Origin of the sequence: Arthrobacter sp. ZGTC131 (assembly GCF_002929275.1) — a bacterium.
In the GTDB taxonomy this organism is placed as follows: Bacteria; Actinomycetota; Actinomycetes; order Actinomycetales; family Micrococcaceae; genus Arthrobacter.
On the sequence record NZ_PJIK01000011.1, the window covers coordinates 59099 to 72981 of the forward strand.

14 protein-coding genes are annotated in these 13883 nt (G+C 67.1%); 4 read left to right on the plus strand and 10 right to left on the minus strand.

Annotation, left to right across the window (positions count from 1 at the left end):
- Nucleotides 1–201 precede the first annotated feature (201 nt).
- The 8 genes from lgt to hisI form a co-directional block, all read right to left on the minus strand.
- Nucleotides 202–1575, minus strand: coding sequence for a prolipoprotein diacylglyceryl transferase (gene lgt, locus CXQ90_RS14480; protein ID WP_104140087.1), 1374 nt, complete (start codon nt 1573–1575; stop codon nt 202–204).
- A gap of 8 nt (nt 1576–1583) precedes the next feature.
- Complete coding sequence (trpA, locus tag CXQ90_RS14485; protein WP_104140176.1) at nt 1584–2372, minus strand: tryptophan synthase subunit alpha; 789 nt, start codon at nt 2370–2372, stop codon at nt 1584–1586.
- 11 nt (nt 2373–2383) lie between these two features.
- Nucleotides 2384–3700, minus strand: coding sequence for a tryptophan synthase subunit beta (gene trpB / locus CXQ90_RS14490; RefSeq protein ID WP_104140088.1), 1317 nt, complete (start codon nt 3698–3700; stop codon nt 2384–2386).
- A 96-nt stretch (nt 3701–3796) separates the two neighbouring features.
- Nucleotides 3797–4615, minus strand: coding sequence for an indole-3-glycerol phosphate synthase TrpC (gene trpC / locus CXQ90_RS14495; protein ID WP_104140089.1), 819 nt, complete (start codon nt 4613–4615; stop codon nt 3797–3799).
- A gap of 2 nt (nt 4616–4617) precedes the next feature.
- Entirely contained in the window at nt 4618–4902 is a 285-nt protein-coding gene (locus CXQ90_RS14500; RefSeq protein WP_104140090.1) for an HGxxPAAW family protein, read from the minus strand.
- A gap of 113 nt (nt 4903–5015) precedes the next feature.
- The gene (locus tag CXQ90_RS14505) at nt 5016–5645 is read right to left on the minus strand and encodes a Trp biosynthesis-associated membrane protein (RefSeq protein ID WP_104140091.1); all 630 of its coding nucleotides are present in this window, start codon (nt 5643–5645) and stop codon (nt 5016–5018) included.
- Nucleotides 5645–7234 (minus strand): anthranilate synthase component I, encoded by a 1590-nt coding sequence (locus CXQ90_RS14510; protein ID WP_104140092.1) that lies wholly within the window; start codon nt 7232–7234, stop codon nt 5645–5647. The genes CXQ90_RS14505 and CXQ90_RS14510 overlap by 1 nt, the downstream gene beginning before the upstream one ends.
- 121 nt (nt 7235–7355) lie before the next feature.
- Nucleotides 7356–7748: a phosphoribosyl-AMP cyclohydrolase gene (gene hisI, locus CXQ90_RS14515; RefSeq protein WP_104140093.1), complete on the minus strand. Its 393-nt coding sequence runs from the start codon at nt 7746–7748 to the stop codon at nt 7356–7358.
- 105 nt (nt 7749–7853) lie between these two features.
- On the opposite strand from hisI, the gene CXQ90_RS14520 reads away from it, so the two are divergent.
- Nucleotides 7854–8903, plus strand: coding sequence for an oxidoreductase (locus CXQ90_RS14520; protein ID WP_104140094.1), 1050 nt, complete (start codon nt 7854–7856; stop codon nt 8901–8903).
- Here the strand turns inward: CXQ90_RS14520 and CXQ90_RS14525 are convergent.
- On the minus strand, nt 8878–9879 hold the full coding sequence (locus tag CXQ90_RS14525) for a LacI family DNA-binding transcriptional regulator (RefSeq protein ID WP_104140095.1): 1002 nt from the start codon (nt 9877–9879) through the stop codon (nt 8878–8880). The genes CXQ90_RS14520 and CXQ90_RS14525 overlap by 26 nt on opposite strands.
- A gap of 167 nt (nt 9880–10046) precedes the next feature.
- Between CXQ90_RS14525 and CXQ90_RS14530 the strand changes: the two genes are divergently transcribed.
- From CXQ90_RS14530 to CXQ90_RS14540, 3 genes are all read left to right on the plus strand, one after another.
- Entirely contained in the window at nt 10047–11225 is a 1179-nt protein-coding gene (locus CXQ90_RS14530; protein ID WP_104140096.1) for a Gfo/Idh/MocA family protein, read from the plus strand.
- The gene (locus tag CXQ90_RS14535; RefSeq protein ID WP_104140097.1) at nt 11222–12229 is read left to right on the plus strand and encodes a sugar phosphate isomerase/epimerase; all 1008 of its coding nucleotides are present in this window, start codon (nt 11222–11224) and stop codon (nt 12227–12229) included. The genes CXQ90_RS14530 and CXQ90_RS14535 overlap by 4 nt, the downstream gene beginning before the upstream one ends.
- Nucleotides 12230–12374: 145 nt before the next feature.
- Nucleotides 12375–13019 carry a TIGR03085 family metal-binding protein gene (locus CXQ90_RS14540; RefSeq protein ID WP_104140098.1) on the plus strand — a complete coding sequence of 215 codons (645 nt, stop codon included), beginning with the start codon at nt 12375–12377 and terminating at the stop codon, nt 13017–13019.
- A gap of 22 nt (nt 13020–13041) precedes the next feature.
- On the opposite strand, the gene hisF is transcribed toward CXQ90_RS14540, so the two are convergent.
- Entirely contained in the window at nt 13042–13818 is a 777-nt protein-coding gene (hisF, locus tag CXQ90_RS14545) for an imidazole glycerol phosphate synthase subunit HisF (protein WP_104140099.1), read from the minus strand.
- Nucleotides 13819–13883: the final 65 nt, after the last annotated feature.

Consider the following 13883-nt stretch of genomic DNA (forward strand, 5'->3'; position numbering starts at 1 on the left):
CGGTGTGATGGGCACAACAAAGTGTTACTTAGTGGAAATTGTAGGGCAGGGAGACCTGCTGAACTAACAGTTACGCAGGCTCCCGGCCCGGGCTTGACCGGACCGCAGCTCTATGCTGCCCGGTATTGGCCCTGATGCCACGACGCTGTGGTGTTGGGCGCTCCAAGCGGTGGCTCTTGCTGCCCGTGTGCCGGTACTGACCTAGCGTGTGCTGTCAGCTTCCGGCGCGGTTCCTGTGGCTTTGGCGCCGGATTTCCCGGCGTCCGCTTCCACGGCGGACGCGGTGCCGCCAGTAGATGCCGGTACTGCTTCCGTTGGGGCAGAAGAGCGCCTGGAACCGCTTTGGTTATCAGGCAGATTATCACGCGATTCACTATCTGAGACAACAGCGTCCGTATCACGGACGGGCTGATTCGCGGAAGTGGCGGCCGGTTCGCCCGCGGCTCGGGCGGCGCGCCGGCCGGACGGCACGGCTCCCCCGTCGGCGTCACCGACGGCGGCAGGTGCCTTGCCGCCGTCGTCGGCCGCTTTGTCCTTGCCGACGTCGTCGGCCGCTTTGTCCTTGCCGACGACGGCAGTCTTTGCGTCAGCGTCGACGGCGGCAGCGGCTTTGTCGTCAGCGTCGGCAGTCTTCGCGTCAGTGGCGGCGGCATCGGGCTCAACCTCTGCGGCCGGCGCGCGGCCCGGGAGGTAGGGGTCCTCCGGGTTGCCGCCCTTGCGGCGGCCCAGCACGATGAACACGGCCAGAGCCCCGATGAACACGAAAATGCTGGTCCAGACGTTCAGGCGCGTGGTGATGCCGAAGAGGCTAATCTGCTCCGCGTCGTCGATGCGCATGGCCTCAATCCAGACCCGGCCCAGGGTGTAGTACATGGCATAGATGCAGAAGAGCCGGCCGCGGCGGAAGTTGAACTTGCGGTCCAGGGCCAGCAGGATGAGCACGCCCACGAGGTTCCACAGGGATTCGTACAGGAACGTGGGGTGGAACAGCGTTTCGGCCGGGAAGCCCTGGGGGAAGTTCGCGTTGTCGGCGTCCACCTGAAGACCCCAGGGCAGGGTGGTGGGGCCGCCGAACAGCTCCTGGTTGAAGTAGTTGCCCCAGCGGCCCACCGCCTGGGCGAGCAGCAGTCCGGGCGCCGCGGCGTCCAGGAATGACGTGAGTTTGACGCCAGCGCGGCGGCAGCCGATCCAGGCGCCGAAGGCGCCGAGCACTACCGCGCCCCAGATTCCGAGGCCGCCGCGCTGGATCTGCGGAATCAGGGACAGGTCGCCGGTGCCGTCGAATCCCGGGCCAAAGTACGCGTCCGGGGAGGAAAACACATGGTAGAGCCGGCCGCCGATAATGCCGAACGGAATGGCCCAGATGACGATGTCCCAGACGCTGCCTTCGGGTGTTCCGCGCTTGGCCCAGCGGACTGACGTCAGCCAAAGGCCGACGACGATCCCGGCAAGGATGCACAAGGCATAGGCGTGGATGCGCAGCGAACCCCACGGCAGCGGAATGTCGAAGCCGGACCAGTCCGGGCTCGGAATGCTCGCGGGGACCATGGCGGCCGCGGTGAGGAACGTCTGCATGTTGGAGGTTACTTCCTGGTCAGTCCGGCACTGAGGTCTTTGGTGAGGCTGGCCACGGCGTCCACGCCGCCGTCCCGGATGGCGGACACGAGGGCAGTTCCCACGATCACGCCGTCGGCGTAGGCGGCGATTTCCGCCACCTGATCCGCGTTCGAGACTCCGAGACCCACGCACACACGCTCCGCGCCGGCCTCCTTGGCGGCTGCCACCACGCCCTGGGCGGCCGTGCTCACCGAGGTCCGGGCACCGGTGACGCCCATGATGGAGACGGCGTACACAAAGCCGCGGCTGGCCTCGACGGTCCGCCGCATGCGCTCGGGCGACGAGGACGGCGCCACCAGGAACACCCGGTCCAGCCCGTACTTGTCCGAGGCTTCCATCCACTCCGCAGCTTCATCCGGAATGAGGTCGGGGGTGATCAGGCCGGCTCCCCCGGCTTCGGCAAGGCGCCGCGAGAACTCGTCGACGCCCATTCGGAGCACGGGGTTCCAGTAGGTCATGACCAGGACGGCGGCGTCGGTTTCAGCCGTGATGCCGGCGACGACATCGAAGACCTGCCGGACGGAGAAGCCCTTTGCCAGCGCCTCGGTGGTGGCGGCCTGGATGACCGGGCCGTCCATGACCGGGTCAGAGTAGGGAATGCCGACCTCGATGAGGTCCGCACCGTTGCGCGCGAGGGCGATGCCGGCGGCAATGGTGTCCTCAACGCTGGGGAACCCGGCGGGCAGGTAGCCGATCAGGGCCGCCCGCCCCTCTGCTCGGGCCTTGTCAATGGCGATCGCCGATTTGCTGGTCATCTGCGCGGTGCTCACAGCTGTTCCCCTTCCTTGCCGATGGCTGCCTCTGCGGAGTCCTTGTCCAGGAGGTCGAACCATTCGGCGGCAGTTGCCACGTCCTTGTCTCCCCGGCCGGACAGGTTGACGATCACGATCTTGTCGGATGCGTTGCCCTCGGCGGCCAGCCGCTGCCCCACCTTGATGGCACCGGCGAGGGCGTGGGAGGACTCGATGGCGGGAATGATGCCCTCGGTGCGGCACAGGAGCCGGAAGGCGTCCATGGCTTCGCTGTCCGTGATGGGCTCGTAGCTGACCCGTCCGATGTCGGCCAGGTAGGAGTGCTCCGGCCCCACGCCGGGGTAGTCCAATCCTGCCGAGATGGAGTGGGATTCGATGGTCTGGCCGTCGTCGTCCTGCATGAGGTACGAGCGGGCGCCGTGCAGCACGCCGGGCTTGCCGAGCGTAATGGTGGCGGCGTGGCGGCCGGTGTCCACGCCGTCGCCGCCGGCCTCGAAGCCGTAGATCTTGACTGAGGGATCATCGAGGAAGCCGTGGAAGATGCCGATGGCGTTGGAGCCGCCGCCGATGCACGCACAGACGGCGTCCGGCAGCCGGCCGACCTGCGCGAGAATCTGTTCGCGCGCTTCTTCGCCGATGACCTCGTGGAAGTAGCGGACCATGGCCGGGAAGGGGTGCGCGCCGGCAGCCGTGCCCAGCAGGTAGTGGGTGTTCCCGACGTTCGCCACCCAGTCGCGGAGTGCCTCGTTGATGGCGTCCTTGAGGGTCTGCGAACCGTTGGTCACCGGAACGACGGTTGCCCCGAGCAGCTCCATCCGGGCCACGTTCAGGGCCTGGCGGCGGCAGTCCTCGGCGCCCATGTAGACGACGCATTCAAGTCCGAGCAGCGCGGCGGCGGTGGCGCTGGCCACGCCGTGCTGGCCTGCGCCGGTCTCGGCAATGACGCGGGTCTTGCCCATGCGCTTGGCCAGGAGTGCCTGGCCCAGCACGTTGTTGATCTTGTGCGAGCCCGTGTGGTTGAGGTCTTCGCGCTTGAGGAAGACCCGCACTCCCCCGGCGTGCTCGGCGAAGCGCTTCGCCTCGGTCAGGAGCGAAGGCCTGCCGGAGTAGTTCTTGTTGAGGTCGGCGATCTGCGCGGTGAACTCGGGATCGGCCTTGGCCTTGTCAAAGGTGTCTTCGAGTTCGTCCAGGGCCGCGATCAGTGATTCAGGCATCCATCGGCCGCCGTAGGAGCCGAAGTAGGGTCCGGGTGCGTGGCGCAGCGACGTGCCTCCCTGCAGGAATGCATCCACCGAACCTTCGTCAGAGCCGGCTGTTGGCGCTTCGGCCATCAGTCTCACCATCCTGTTCACTTTTCGCTAATTGAGGTCATGCACCATCCCGCCGCCAATCTTTGCGGTGGGGATGGTGCCAAGGTTGGGCGGAGCTCAGACCCGGGCGGCGATCGCTGCCGCCCCGGCCGCGGTGAATTCCGCGATGCGCTCCTGCGGCGTGGCGTCGCTGACGAGCGCCTCCCCCACGAGGATGGCGTTGGCGCCGTGCGCCGCGTAGTGCGCGACGTCGTCGGCGCCCCGGACGCCGGACTCCGCCACCACCACTGCCCCGGCCGGAATGCTTCCGGCGAGTGAGTCAAAAACGGAGCGGTCGACGTCGAGCGTCTTGAGGTTGCGCACATTGACGCCGATGATCCGGGCCTCGGCAGCCACGGCGCGCTCGACTTCCTCGGGCGTGTGCGTTTCCACCAGCACGTTCATGCCGAGTTCACGGCTGAGGGCACTGAATTCGCGCAGCTGCTGATCGGACAGGGACGCCACGATCAGCAGGATGAGGTCCGCGCCGTGGGCGCGGGCTTCCCAGATCTGGTAGTCATCCAGCGTGAAATCCTTGCGGAGCAGCGGGACGTCCACCCGGGCCCGGACGGCATCCAGGTCCGCGAGCGAACCGTTGAAGCGGCGCTGCTCCGTGAGCACGCTGATGACGGCGGCGCCGCCGTCGGCGTACTGCTGGGCCAGCGATGCCGGGTCAACGATGTTCGCGAGGTCGCCCTTGGACGGGCTGCGGCGCTTGATCTCGGCGATGACCTTGAGGTGCTCGCGGGTGACGGACGGGCCGTCGAGGGCGGCCCAAGCGTCACGGGCAGGGGCCGCCGCCAGCGCGCGGTCCTTCAGTTCCGCGAGGGACACGAGGCGCTTGCGGGCCTCCATGTCCTCCCTGACACCGGCATTGATGTCGTCGAGAACCGTCACGGTTAGTGGCCGGTGTTCTTCAGCTTGCTGCCGCCTACGCCGTAGCCTGCCTTGCGCATGATGAAGCCGGCCAGCAGGCCCAGGAACATGACAGCGATGCCGCCCCAGAAGATCGGTGAGTTGGCGATGACGAAGGCGATGGAGGCGATGAGGGCGCCGACCAGCATGACGATCACGCAGGTCCAGGCTGCCGGGCTGTTGCCGTGGCCCAGGTCGATGCTGTGGTCGATGCCGTGGTGGGTCTTGGGGGCCGCGGGCTTGGTACCGGAAACAGTGGCTTTGCTCATGTGAATCTCCTCAGGATCAATACTGCTTACATTCTGCCATTTTTTGGCGCGGCGTTCGGCATCGCGGACAGGCGCGCGCTTCCGTGACCCTCCTGCTCAGGTGTGGCCGCTGCTCAGGTGGGGTCGTCGCCGCGGGAGAGCCGGTCCCAGCTGTCGATCTCGTCCACCGGGCCGGACTGCGCGGTGGAACCCTGCGCGGCGGTGTCGTACTTGGTCCGGGTCTTCCAGTACCGTCCGGCCGGAATCACCAGCAGGCCGCAAAGAGCCAGGAGGGAACCGGCGACGACGGCGAGGACCGGAAACGCCGTGACACTCACGTCAGCGCTGCTCCCGGTGACGCCGGTGGCCGCGGCGATGGATCCCTGCGCGGCTGCCAGCGGATCCGCGAGGACGGTCGCGGCGGCGGTGATGATGCCCGCAGCGGCCAGGACGATGATGGCTGTGATGACCCAGCGCGCAATCCTCCCGGCGATGGACGCGGCCAGGCCTCCTGCGAGGGCAACGAGGGCCAGGGCAGTCACCGTGGTGGCGGCCTTGCTTCCTTGGACCTGCAGTCCGCCCTGCCCTGTGGCCTGGCCCAGCTGCTGCGGGTCCAGGTTGACCGTCATCCAGGTCTGCGTGGTGGTGCCGAACACGGCCAGCGCCATCGCCGCGATGAGCAGGACCAGCGTGGACTTACGGGCCCACGCCGGCGTGCTGCTGCGGACTTCGGCCTGTGCGCCGGAACCTGCCGGAACCGCCATCAGGAATCTGTCCCGGCGGGCGCCGTTCCGGTTGATCCGGCCCCGGGAACCGACTCGGGCGTGATGTTGTGCAGCGATCCGGCGGTGTGGACGGCACGGAGCGGTGCGGCCGCCTTGTTGACGGTTTCCTGTGCTTCTGCGGTTTTGACGGAATCCGCCACAATGCCGCCGCCGGCCTGGACATAGGCCCGCCCCTCCCGCAGCAGCGCGGAGCGGATGGCGATGGCCATGTCCATGTCACCGGCGAAGTCCAGGTAGCCCACTACGCCGCCGTAGATTCCCCGGCGGTGCGGTTCGAGCTCGTCGAGGAGGCGCAGCGCGCGCGGTTTCGGCGCGCCGGACAGCGTTCCTGCCGGGAAGGTGGCCTTCAGGACGTCGTAGGCCTTCGCCGAGGGGGCCAGGCGGCCCACCACCGTGGACACGAGGTGCATGATGTGGCTGAACCTCTCCACCTCCATGAACTGGGTGACGTCAACCGAGCCCGCCACGCACACCTTGGAGAGGTCGTTCCGGGAAAGATCCACCAGCATGAGGTGCTCGGCGCGTTCCTTCTGGTCCGCGAGGAGTTCCTCGGCGAGGGCCTTGTCCGCATCCACGGTCTTGCCGCGGGGCCTGGACCCTGCGATGGGGTGGGTGATGACGTCCTCGCCCGTGACCGTCACGAGGGCCTCGGGTGACGAGCCGACGATCGAGTACTCGCGCCCGGCCGCATCTTCCAGGCTGAAGATGTACATGTACGGGCTCGGGTTGGTGTTGCGCAGCACCCGGTACACGTCCAGCGGGGAGGCGCCGCACTCCATCTCGAAGCGGCGGGAAATGACTACCTGGAAGACTTCCCCGTCCACAATTGCTTCCTTGCCGCGGTCGAGGGCGGCAAGGTAGTCGGTTTCGTCCCACCGTTCCTGGACGCTGGCGGCGAAATCAAGGGCGGCAGGTTCCAGCACGGACACCGGCTGGGCCACGGGAGTGCTGACGCGGGCCAGGAGTTCCTTGACGCGGCGGACGGCGTCGTGCCAGGCGTCGTCCACCCGTTCCGAGCTGTTGTCGAAGTTGATGGCGTTGGCGATGAGCAGGACGGTGCCGTCCATGTTGTCGTGGACCGCCATGTCCGTGACGAGGTTCAATGCCATTTCGGGGAGCAGCAGGTCGTCCTCGGGCGGGCTGGTGAGCTTCTCCCAGTGGCGGACCGTTTCCCAGCCAAGGAATCCCACCAGGCCGGAGGTGAAGGGCGGCAGGCCGTCGAACCGGTCGGTGCGCAGGGCGGCGATCGTGTCACGGATGGCATCCACCGGGTTGCCGTCCACCGGAACGCCGGCGGGCGGTTCGCCGAGCCAGTGGGCCTGGCCGTCCCTGGTGGTGAGTGTGGCCCGGGACCGGGAGCCGATGAAGGAATACCGGGACCAGGCGCCGCCCACGGCCGCGGACTCCATGAGGAACGTGCCCGGCTGGCCCTGGGCCAGTTTTCGGTACAGTCCGATGGGCGTTTCGGCGTCCGCCAGCACTTTGAGCCGGACCGGGATGACACGGCTGTGGCCGGCCAGTTCGCGGAATTCTTCGAGGCCTGGGCTGATGATTCCTAGGTCCTGCATGGCTATTGGTTCTCCGTCTGTTCTGGGTTGGATCCTGGGTTCGCAGGCGCAGTGCCTGATGGTTGGCGGCGGGGGCCGGCCCGGCGCTCCCCGTCCGCCTTGGCGGCTTCAGCCACCCGGGCTACTCTGCAGAGCCGGCCACGGCGTCCAGGGCCCGGCCGTCGAAGCACGTGCGGGTTCCGGTGTGGCAGGCCGCGCCGACCTGGTCCACCCGCACCAGAAGGGCGTCGCCGTCGCAGTCAAGAGCCACGGATTTCAACCACTGGACGTGGCCGGAGGTGTCCCCCTTGCGCCAGTACTCCTGGCGGGACCGGGAGTAAAAGGTGACCCGTCCGCTGGTCATGGTGCGGTTAAGGGCTTCGTCGTCCATCCAGCCCAGCATGAGCACCTCATGGGTGTCGAACTGCTGCACGATGGCGGCGACCAGTCCGGCGCTGTCCCTCTTGAGGGCCGAGGCTATGTCGGCGGGAAGGGGTGAACCGGAAGTGGGGCTGGGGGCGGGCTGCTCAGACATCAGATCAAGTCTAGTGCCCCTCGCCGGGCCCCGGCACAAACGGCCGCGGATCCGCTCTGGGGGGAATGCCTGTGCTCGGCGTCGATCCTTTGGTTCTATGTCGCTATGAAACTTCTCGTTCTCGGAGGCACTGCCTGGCTTGGTCATGAGGTTGCCCGCCAGGCGGTCGGACGCGGCCACGAGGTGGTATGCCTGACCAGGGGTCTGTCAGGATCCGTTCCCGACGGTGCGTCGCATGTTCAGTCGGACCGGGATAACGACGACGGTCTTGAGGCCGTGTCCGCCATGCCATGGGACGCTGTTGTGGACGTGTCCCGCCAACCTGGCCAGGTGAAGCGTTCGGTGCGGGACCTGCGGTCGGCTGGCTACTATCTGTTCGTGTCCTCGGCGAGCGTCTACGCGAACCACGGTCCCCTGGGACAGGACGAGGATGCGCCGCTGTTGGCTCCGCTCGAGTCGGAGGTCATGGAGACGATGGAGACGTACGGCGAGGCGAAGGCTGCGTGCGAGAAGGCCGTCCGCGAGGGACTGGGTGCTGACCGCTGCTTGATCGCCCGGGTGGGGCTCATCGGGGGCCCCGGGGACATCTTCGGCCGCACAGGATACTGGCCGATGCGGTTCGCCAACCCCTCGGCTGAAGACGGAACGGTGCTCGTGCCGGATGCACCGTCACTTCCCGTGCAGGTCATTGACGTCCGGGACCTCGCAGCGTGGCTTGTTCAGAGCTGCGAAAGGCAGCTCAGCGGCGTCTACAACGTCACCGGCGAACGCCACTGGTTCGCCGAGCACATAGCTGAGGCCCGGGAAGTAGCCGGCCACCGGGGACCACTCGCCACGGCCGACGCTGCGTGGCTTCGCCGGCATGGCGTGGCGGAATGGGCCGGTCCGAAGTCCCTGCCCTTGTGGCTGAGTGACCCGGAGTGGCAGGGCATGAACGCGCGCTCGAACGCGCGGGCGAAAGACGCCGGGCTGGTGCTCCGCCCGCTGGCGCAAACGCTCCGTGACACGCTGGAGTGGGAAGTAAGCACGGGAATCGAGAAGCCGCGCCGGGCCGGCCTCACCCAACGTGAGGAGGCAGAACTTCTCACCGAGCTAGCGCGGGCGGCCGCCGATGGTCGAGGCGGGCTCGCTACCGGGCAGCCGTGGAAGTCCTGATCACCAGTTCCGGCTCCACCAGCACCGTTCGAACCTGGGTAGCCGGGTCCTGCGAGCGGTCCAGCAGGGCCCTCGCCGCCCCGGCTCCGACCTCCGCGTTCCGGCCGTCAATTGTCGTGAGCCGCAGCAGGTTGGCAGACGCAAGGGGCGAATTGTCGTAGCCGATGAGGGACAGGTCCTCCGGGATCCGCCGGCCCCTGTCGCGGGCGGCGCCGGCCGCGCCGAGGGCCATGGTGTCGTTGGCTGCAAAGATCGCTGTCAGCGATGGGTTCTCATCCAGCAGTTTCAGCGCCGCCTCGTAGCCGTCGGATTCCGTGGTGAGCCCCTGGCCCCTGGCGATGTGCGGCCGCAGCCCGCGCGCCTGCATGGCGGCGTCGTATCCCAGGGCGCGGAGGCGCGCTGCGCCGCCGCCGCCGGTAACGTGCCCGATGTCCCGGTGCCCCAGTCCGATCAGGTGTTCGGTGGCAAGGCGCCCGCCCATCATGTCGTCATTGGCCACGACGTCGGCGCCCGGAACGGCCATATCACGGTTTCCGGCCACCACCGCCGGCACGTCCACGGCGGCGAACATTTCCTCTGTTGGCTCGGTGGCGATCACGATGCCGTCCACGCGCAGCGACATGAGGCCGTCCACAGGTGTCCGGTCAAGGCGGGCGTTGAACGAGGGGTCCGCGACAGCCACCCGGTACCCGAGGGGTGCCAGCTGGTTGTGCAGCCCAGCCAGCAGGTCGACGAACCAGAGGTTCCGGTAGTCATCCAGGACCACGCCAATAGTCCGGGACCTGTTGCCTGCCAGTGTCGCGGCGGCGCGGCTGGGACGGTAGTTCAGCCGTTCGATGGCCTCCTCGACGGCGGCGCGGCGGGCCGGGGAAACGCCGGGCGCACCCCGCAATACCAGTGAGACCAGGGACTTTGATACCCCGGCCGCGGAGGCTACGTCGTAGATATTCGGGCGTCTGCCGATTTCTTGCGTCACCCCTCCATTGTGTCTCAGGAGTGCATTGTGTCTCAGGAGTGCCTAGGTTTGAGATATTGACAGGACAAAGTCATCCCTATATCGTGTTTCTGGAGCGCTCCATTTCTATCCCAACCTGCTGCGGCTGAGCCGCGACAGCCTCGGCTGAGTTTCGAAGGAGAAAATCAATGCCCGGAGATATCGGCGTTGCCGTCATAGGGGCGGGCATGGCCGGCAAGGCCCACGCCGCCGCTTTCCGCACCGCTTCCTCGCTGTACCACCCCGTTCTTCCGCCCATCCGGCTGGTCTCCATCGGAGACGTGAACCCGGAGTTCGGCTCCATCGCGGCGCAGCGGTTCGGTTACGAACGCAACGACACCTCATGGCAGGCAATCGCCGAAGCCGATGACATCGACGTCGTCAGTGTGGTCATCGCCAACTCGCTCCACCGTGAAGTCGTCGAGGGCCTCCTCGCCGCCGGTAAGCACGTGCTCTGCGAAAAGCCGCTGAGCGACACCTTGGAAGACGCCCGGGCCATGGCCGAAGCCGCCCGCAACGCGTCCTCGATCGCCCGGATCGGTTTCACGTTCCGCCGCACTCCCGGCATCGCCTACATCCGCGACCTCATCCGGAACGGAACCCTTGGCAAGGTGCTACATTTCAGCGGCCGCTACTGGACGGACTACGGCTTCAGCCCCGATGCGCCCATGAGCTGGCGCTATAAGGGCGGCCCCGGCTCCGGCGCCCTGGCCGACGTCGGATCCCACCTGACGTACGTTGCCGAATTCCTCTGCGGAGACATCCGGTCCATCAGCGGCGGACGCTTCAGCACCGCGATCGGCAAGCGTCCGCTCCCCTTGGGCGCCGTCATGGGCCATGACCACGCCGCGGTGAGCGACGTCTTCGAGGCAGTCGAAAACGATGACTACGCCGCGTTCTCAGCCGAATTCGACAACGGCTCCGGCGGCTTCGAGGTCTCCCGTGTCGCCGCCGGGCACGCGAACAGCCTCATTTTCGAGGTCTTCTGCGAGAACGGTGCAGCCCGGTTTGATCAGCGCCGCCCGGCGGAAATCGAGCTGTTCCTCAACTCGGGCGCCTCCTCGGAAAACGGCTACCGCCAGGTCATTCTCGGCCCCGAGCACCCCTACCTGGCCGGCGGCCTGGCCATGGACGCCCCGAGCGTCGGCTTCGGCCAGAACGACGCCTTCGGCTACCAGGCGCGGGCGTTCCTCGAGGAAGTCGCAGGGCTCGATGAGGCATCGTCTCTGCCCCGCTGCGCCACGTTCGATGAAGGCGTGCACAACATGGAACTGCTGGCCGCCGTCGCAGAATCAGCGCTCGGCTCCGGAAAGAAGGTAACCCTGTGAAACTCGGTGTCTACAACGCTGTCCTGCACGACCGGCCGCTTCCCGAGGCCCTGAAGGTCATCGCCGACCTCGGCCTCACCGGGATCGAAATCAACACAGGTGGCTTCCTGCCGCCCGTCCACGTCCCCAACATGGACCAGATCCTCGAAAGCGACGCGGCCCGGGACGACTACCTCGCCATTTTCGAAGGCACCGGGGTATCGATCGCAGGATTGAACTGCAACGGCAACCCCCTGCACCCGAACCGCACGATCGGCGACAAGCACGCCGAGGACGTCCGGCGCTCCATCCGTCTGGCCCACCGCCTCGGCCAGCACCGCGTCGTGACCATGTCCGGACTCCCTGGCGGGGAACCCGGAGCCACGGTGCCGAACTGGATCGTCAACGCGTGGAACTCGGCGGCGCTCGATGTCCTCGACTACCAGTGGGGAATTGCCGCGGAGTTCTGGAAGGAAACCGACCGGCTCGCCCGGGACCTGGACGTCAAGGTTGCCCTGGAACTGCACCCGCAGAACCTCGTGTTCAACCCCGCGGATGTGTACAAGCTCGTCGAACTCACCGGGGCCACCCACGTGGGCGTGGAACTCGATGCGTCCCACCTGTTCTGGCAGCAGATGGATCCGGTGGCCGTCATCCGCGAACTGGGACTGCTCGTCTTCCAGGCTGCGGCCAAGGACGTGCGCGTCAACACCCAAGCGGCAGCCATCTACGGCGTGCTCGACAACCGCTTCCGAAGGTTGTCGCCCGAGGAGAACCGCACCAACCTCGGCGGCGACGAATGGGCCAACGAATGGCCCAAGAACGCGGCGTGGGACTTCGTCGCCCTCGGTAAGGGCCACGACGTCGCATACTGGACCGAGTTCCTCCGCGCCCTGCACGAGGTGGATCCCAACATGCTCGTCAACATCGAACACGAGGACGTTGAGCTGGGCCGCATCGAGGGCCTCGAGGTCGCCGCCAAGGTTCTCAAGGAGGCCGACGCCGCCCTGAGCGTCTCGGCCTGACAGGCGTTGGGCCGCCCCCAAGGGCGGCCCAACGTCGACGCCGGAAGCGGCGTCCCGAGTTTCACGGAGCCTCATAAGCTATGGAAGAAGTTCACGCACGGACACACTGCGCAAGTCCCTCGGCGACGTGCTACTTTCACAAGTGATGCATTTCGTCGATCCGTCCCGAGAAGTCCTGGCCGAAACCCTGTTGGCGGCCGGTCCTGACTCCCCCACGCTCTGCAGGGGTTGGAAGACCAAGGACCTGGCAGCACACCTGTACCTCCGCGAGCGTAAAGCTGCCGTCGGGCTTGGCCTGATCATCAAGGGTCTATCCAAGGCCTCCGACAAAGCCACCGCCAAGCTCGCCGCGAAGATCAAGACCGCGGATGACTACACGGACCTGGTGAACACCTTCCGCTCCGGTCCGCCCGTCCTGTCGCCGATGAAGATCAAGGCGCTGGACGAGAGCTCCAACCTCATTGAATACTTCGTCCACACGGAGGACGTCCGGCGTGCCGTCGACCGCTGGGCACCGCGCGCCCTCGACGAGGAATACTCGGATGCGCTGTGGGACGAACTGGTCAAGCGCGCAGCCATCCTGTACCGGGGCGTTGACCTCGGCATCGTCCTGGTCTGCCCCTCGGGCCCGCGTCACGTCGCCAAACGTGCGCCGGTGTCGGTTGCCATCGTCGGCGAGCCCGGCGAACTGCTTATGCACGCCCACGGCCGCACCCGCCATGCCCTGGTCACGTTCGAAGGCCAGCCGGACGCCGTCGCGCTTCTTCAGTCAGCCGAAGTGGGCCTCTAATCCGCTTCTGAGCCCAAACGGGTCAGCGGACTTCGAACCCGGCGTCGCGGATTGCCGCCTTGACCTGGGACATCATGTCGTCCGGGCCCCAGTGGAAGATGGACGCGGCCAGCACGGCATCCGCGCCGGCCTGCACTGCGGGCGGGAAGTGCGCGGGCTCGCCGGCGCCGCCGGAGGCGATGATGGGGACCTTGACGGCGGCCCGGACCAGCCGGATGAGCTCAAGGTCGAACCCGTCCTTGGTGCCGTCGGCGTCGATCGAGTTCAGCAGGATTTCCCCGACTCCGCGGTCGGCGGCTTCCTTCGCCCACGCGACGGCGTCGATTCCGGTGCCCTGGCGGCCACCGTGGGTGGTGACCTCAAAGCCCGACGGCGTGGGCTGGGAACCGGGGCGGGTGCGGCGGGCGTCCACGGACAGCACCAGCACCTGGGAACCGAAATGGCGGGTGATTTCGTCGATGACATCCGGCCGGGCCACGGCTGCCGTGTTGATGGAGGCTTTGTCCGCGCCAAAACGGAGGAGCTTGTCCACCTCGGCCACGCCGCGGACGCCGCCGCCGACGGTCAGCGGAATGAACACTTCCTCAGCGGTGCGCCGGACGACGTCGAACGTGGTTTCCCGATTGCCCGACGATGCGGTCACGTCGAGGAAGGTCAGCTCGTCCGCCCCGGCGTTGTCGTAGCGGTGCGCGAGCTCCACGGGATCTCCGGCATCGCGGAGCCCTTCGAAGTTGATGCCCTTGACCACGCGGCCGGCATCAACGTCCAGGCAGGGAATAACGCGGACGGCTACAGCCATGACTTCTCCTGTTGTACTGCAGAGGTGTGCTTTGGACCGCCGGCGGGGCGGCGGGGAAGAAAGCG

Bases quoted from the DNA above. Each gene is read 5' to 3' on its own strand.
- CXQ90_RS14540 (WP_104140098.1), top strand. From the start codon at position 12,375: ATGCATTTCGTCGATCCGTCCCGAGAAGTCCTGGCCGAAACCCTGTTG.
- hisI (WP_104140093.1), bottom strand. From the start codon at position 7,748: ATGTCTGAGCAGCCCGCCCCCAGCCCCACTTCCGGTTCACCCCTTCCC.
- CXQ90_RS14500 (WP_104140090.1), bottom strand. From the start codon at position 4,902: ATGAGCAAAGCCACTGTTTCCGGTACCAAGCCCGCGGCCCCCAAGACC.
- hisF (WP_104140099.1), bottom strand. From the start codon at position 13,818: ATGGCTGTAGCCGTCCGCGTTATTCCCTGCCTGGACGTTGATGCCGGC.
- trpA (WP_104140176.1), bottom strand. From the start codon at position 2,372: ATGACCAGCAAATCGGCGATCGCCATTGACAAGGCCCGAGCAGAGGGG.
- CXQ90_RS14510 (WP_104140092.1), bottom strand. From the start codon at position 7,234: ATGCAGGACCTAGGAATCATCAGCCCAGGCCTCGAAGAATTCCGCGAA.
- CXQ90_RS14505 (WP_104140091.1), bottom strand. From the start codon at position 5,645: ATGGCGGTTCCGGCAGGTTCCGGCGCACAGGCCGAAGTCCGCAGCAGC.
- trpB (WP_104140088.1), bottom strand. From the start codon at position 3,700: ATGGCCGAAGCGCCAACAGCCGGCTCTGACGAAGGTTCGGTGGATGCA.
- CXQ90_RS14520 (WP_104140094.1), top strand. From the start codon at position 7,854: ATGAAACTTCTCGTTCTCGGAGGCACTGCCTGGCTTGGTCATGAGGTT.
- lgt (WP_104140087.1), bottom strand. From the start codon at position 1,575: ATGCAGACGTTCCTCACCGCGGCCGCCATGGTCCCCGCGAGCATTCCG.
- CXQ90_RS14530 (WP_104140096.1), top strand. From the start codon at position 10,047: ATGCCCGGAGATATCGGCGTTGCCGTCATAGGGGCGGGCATGGCCGGC.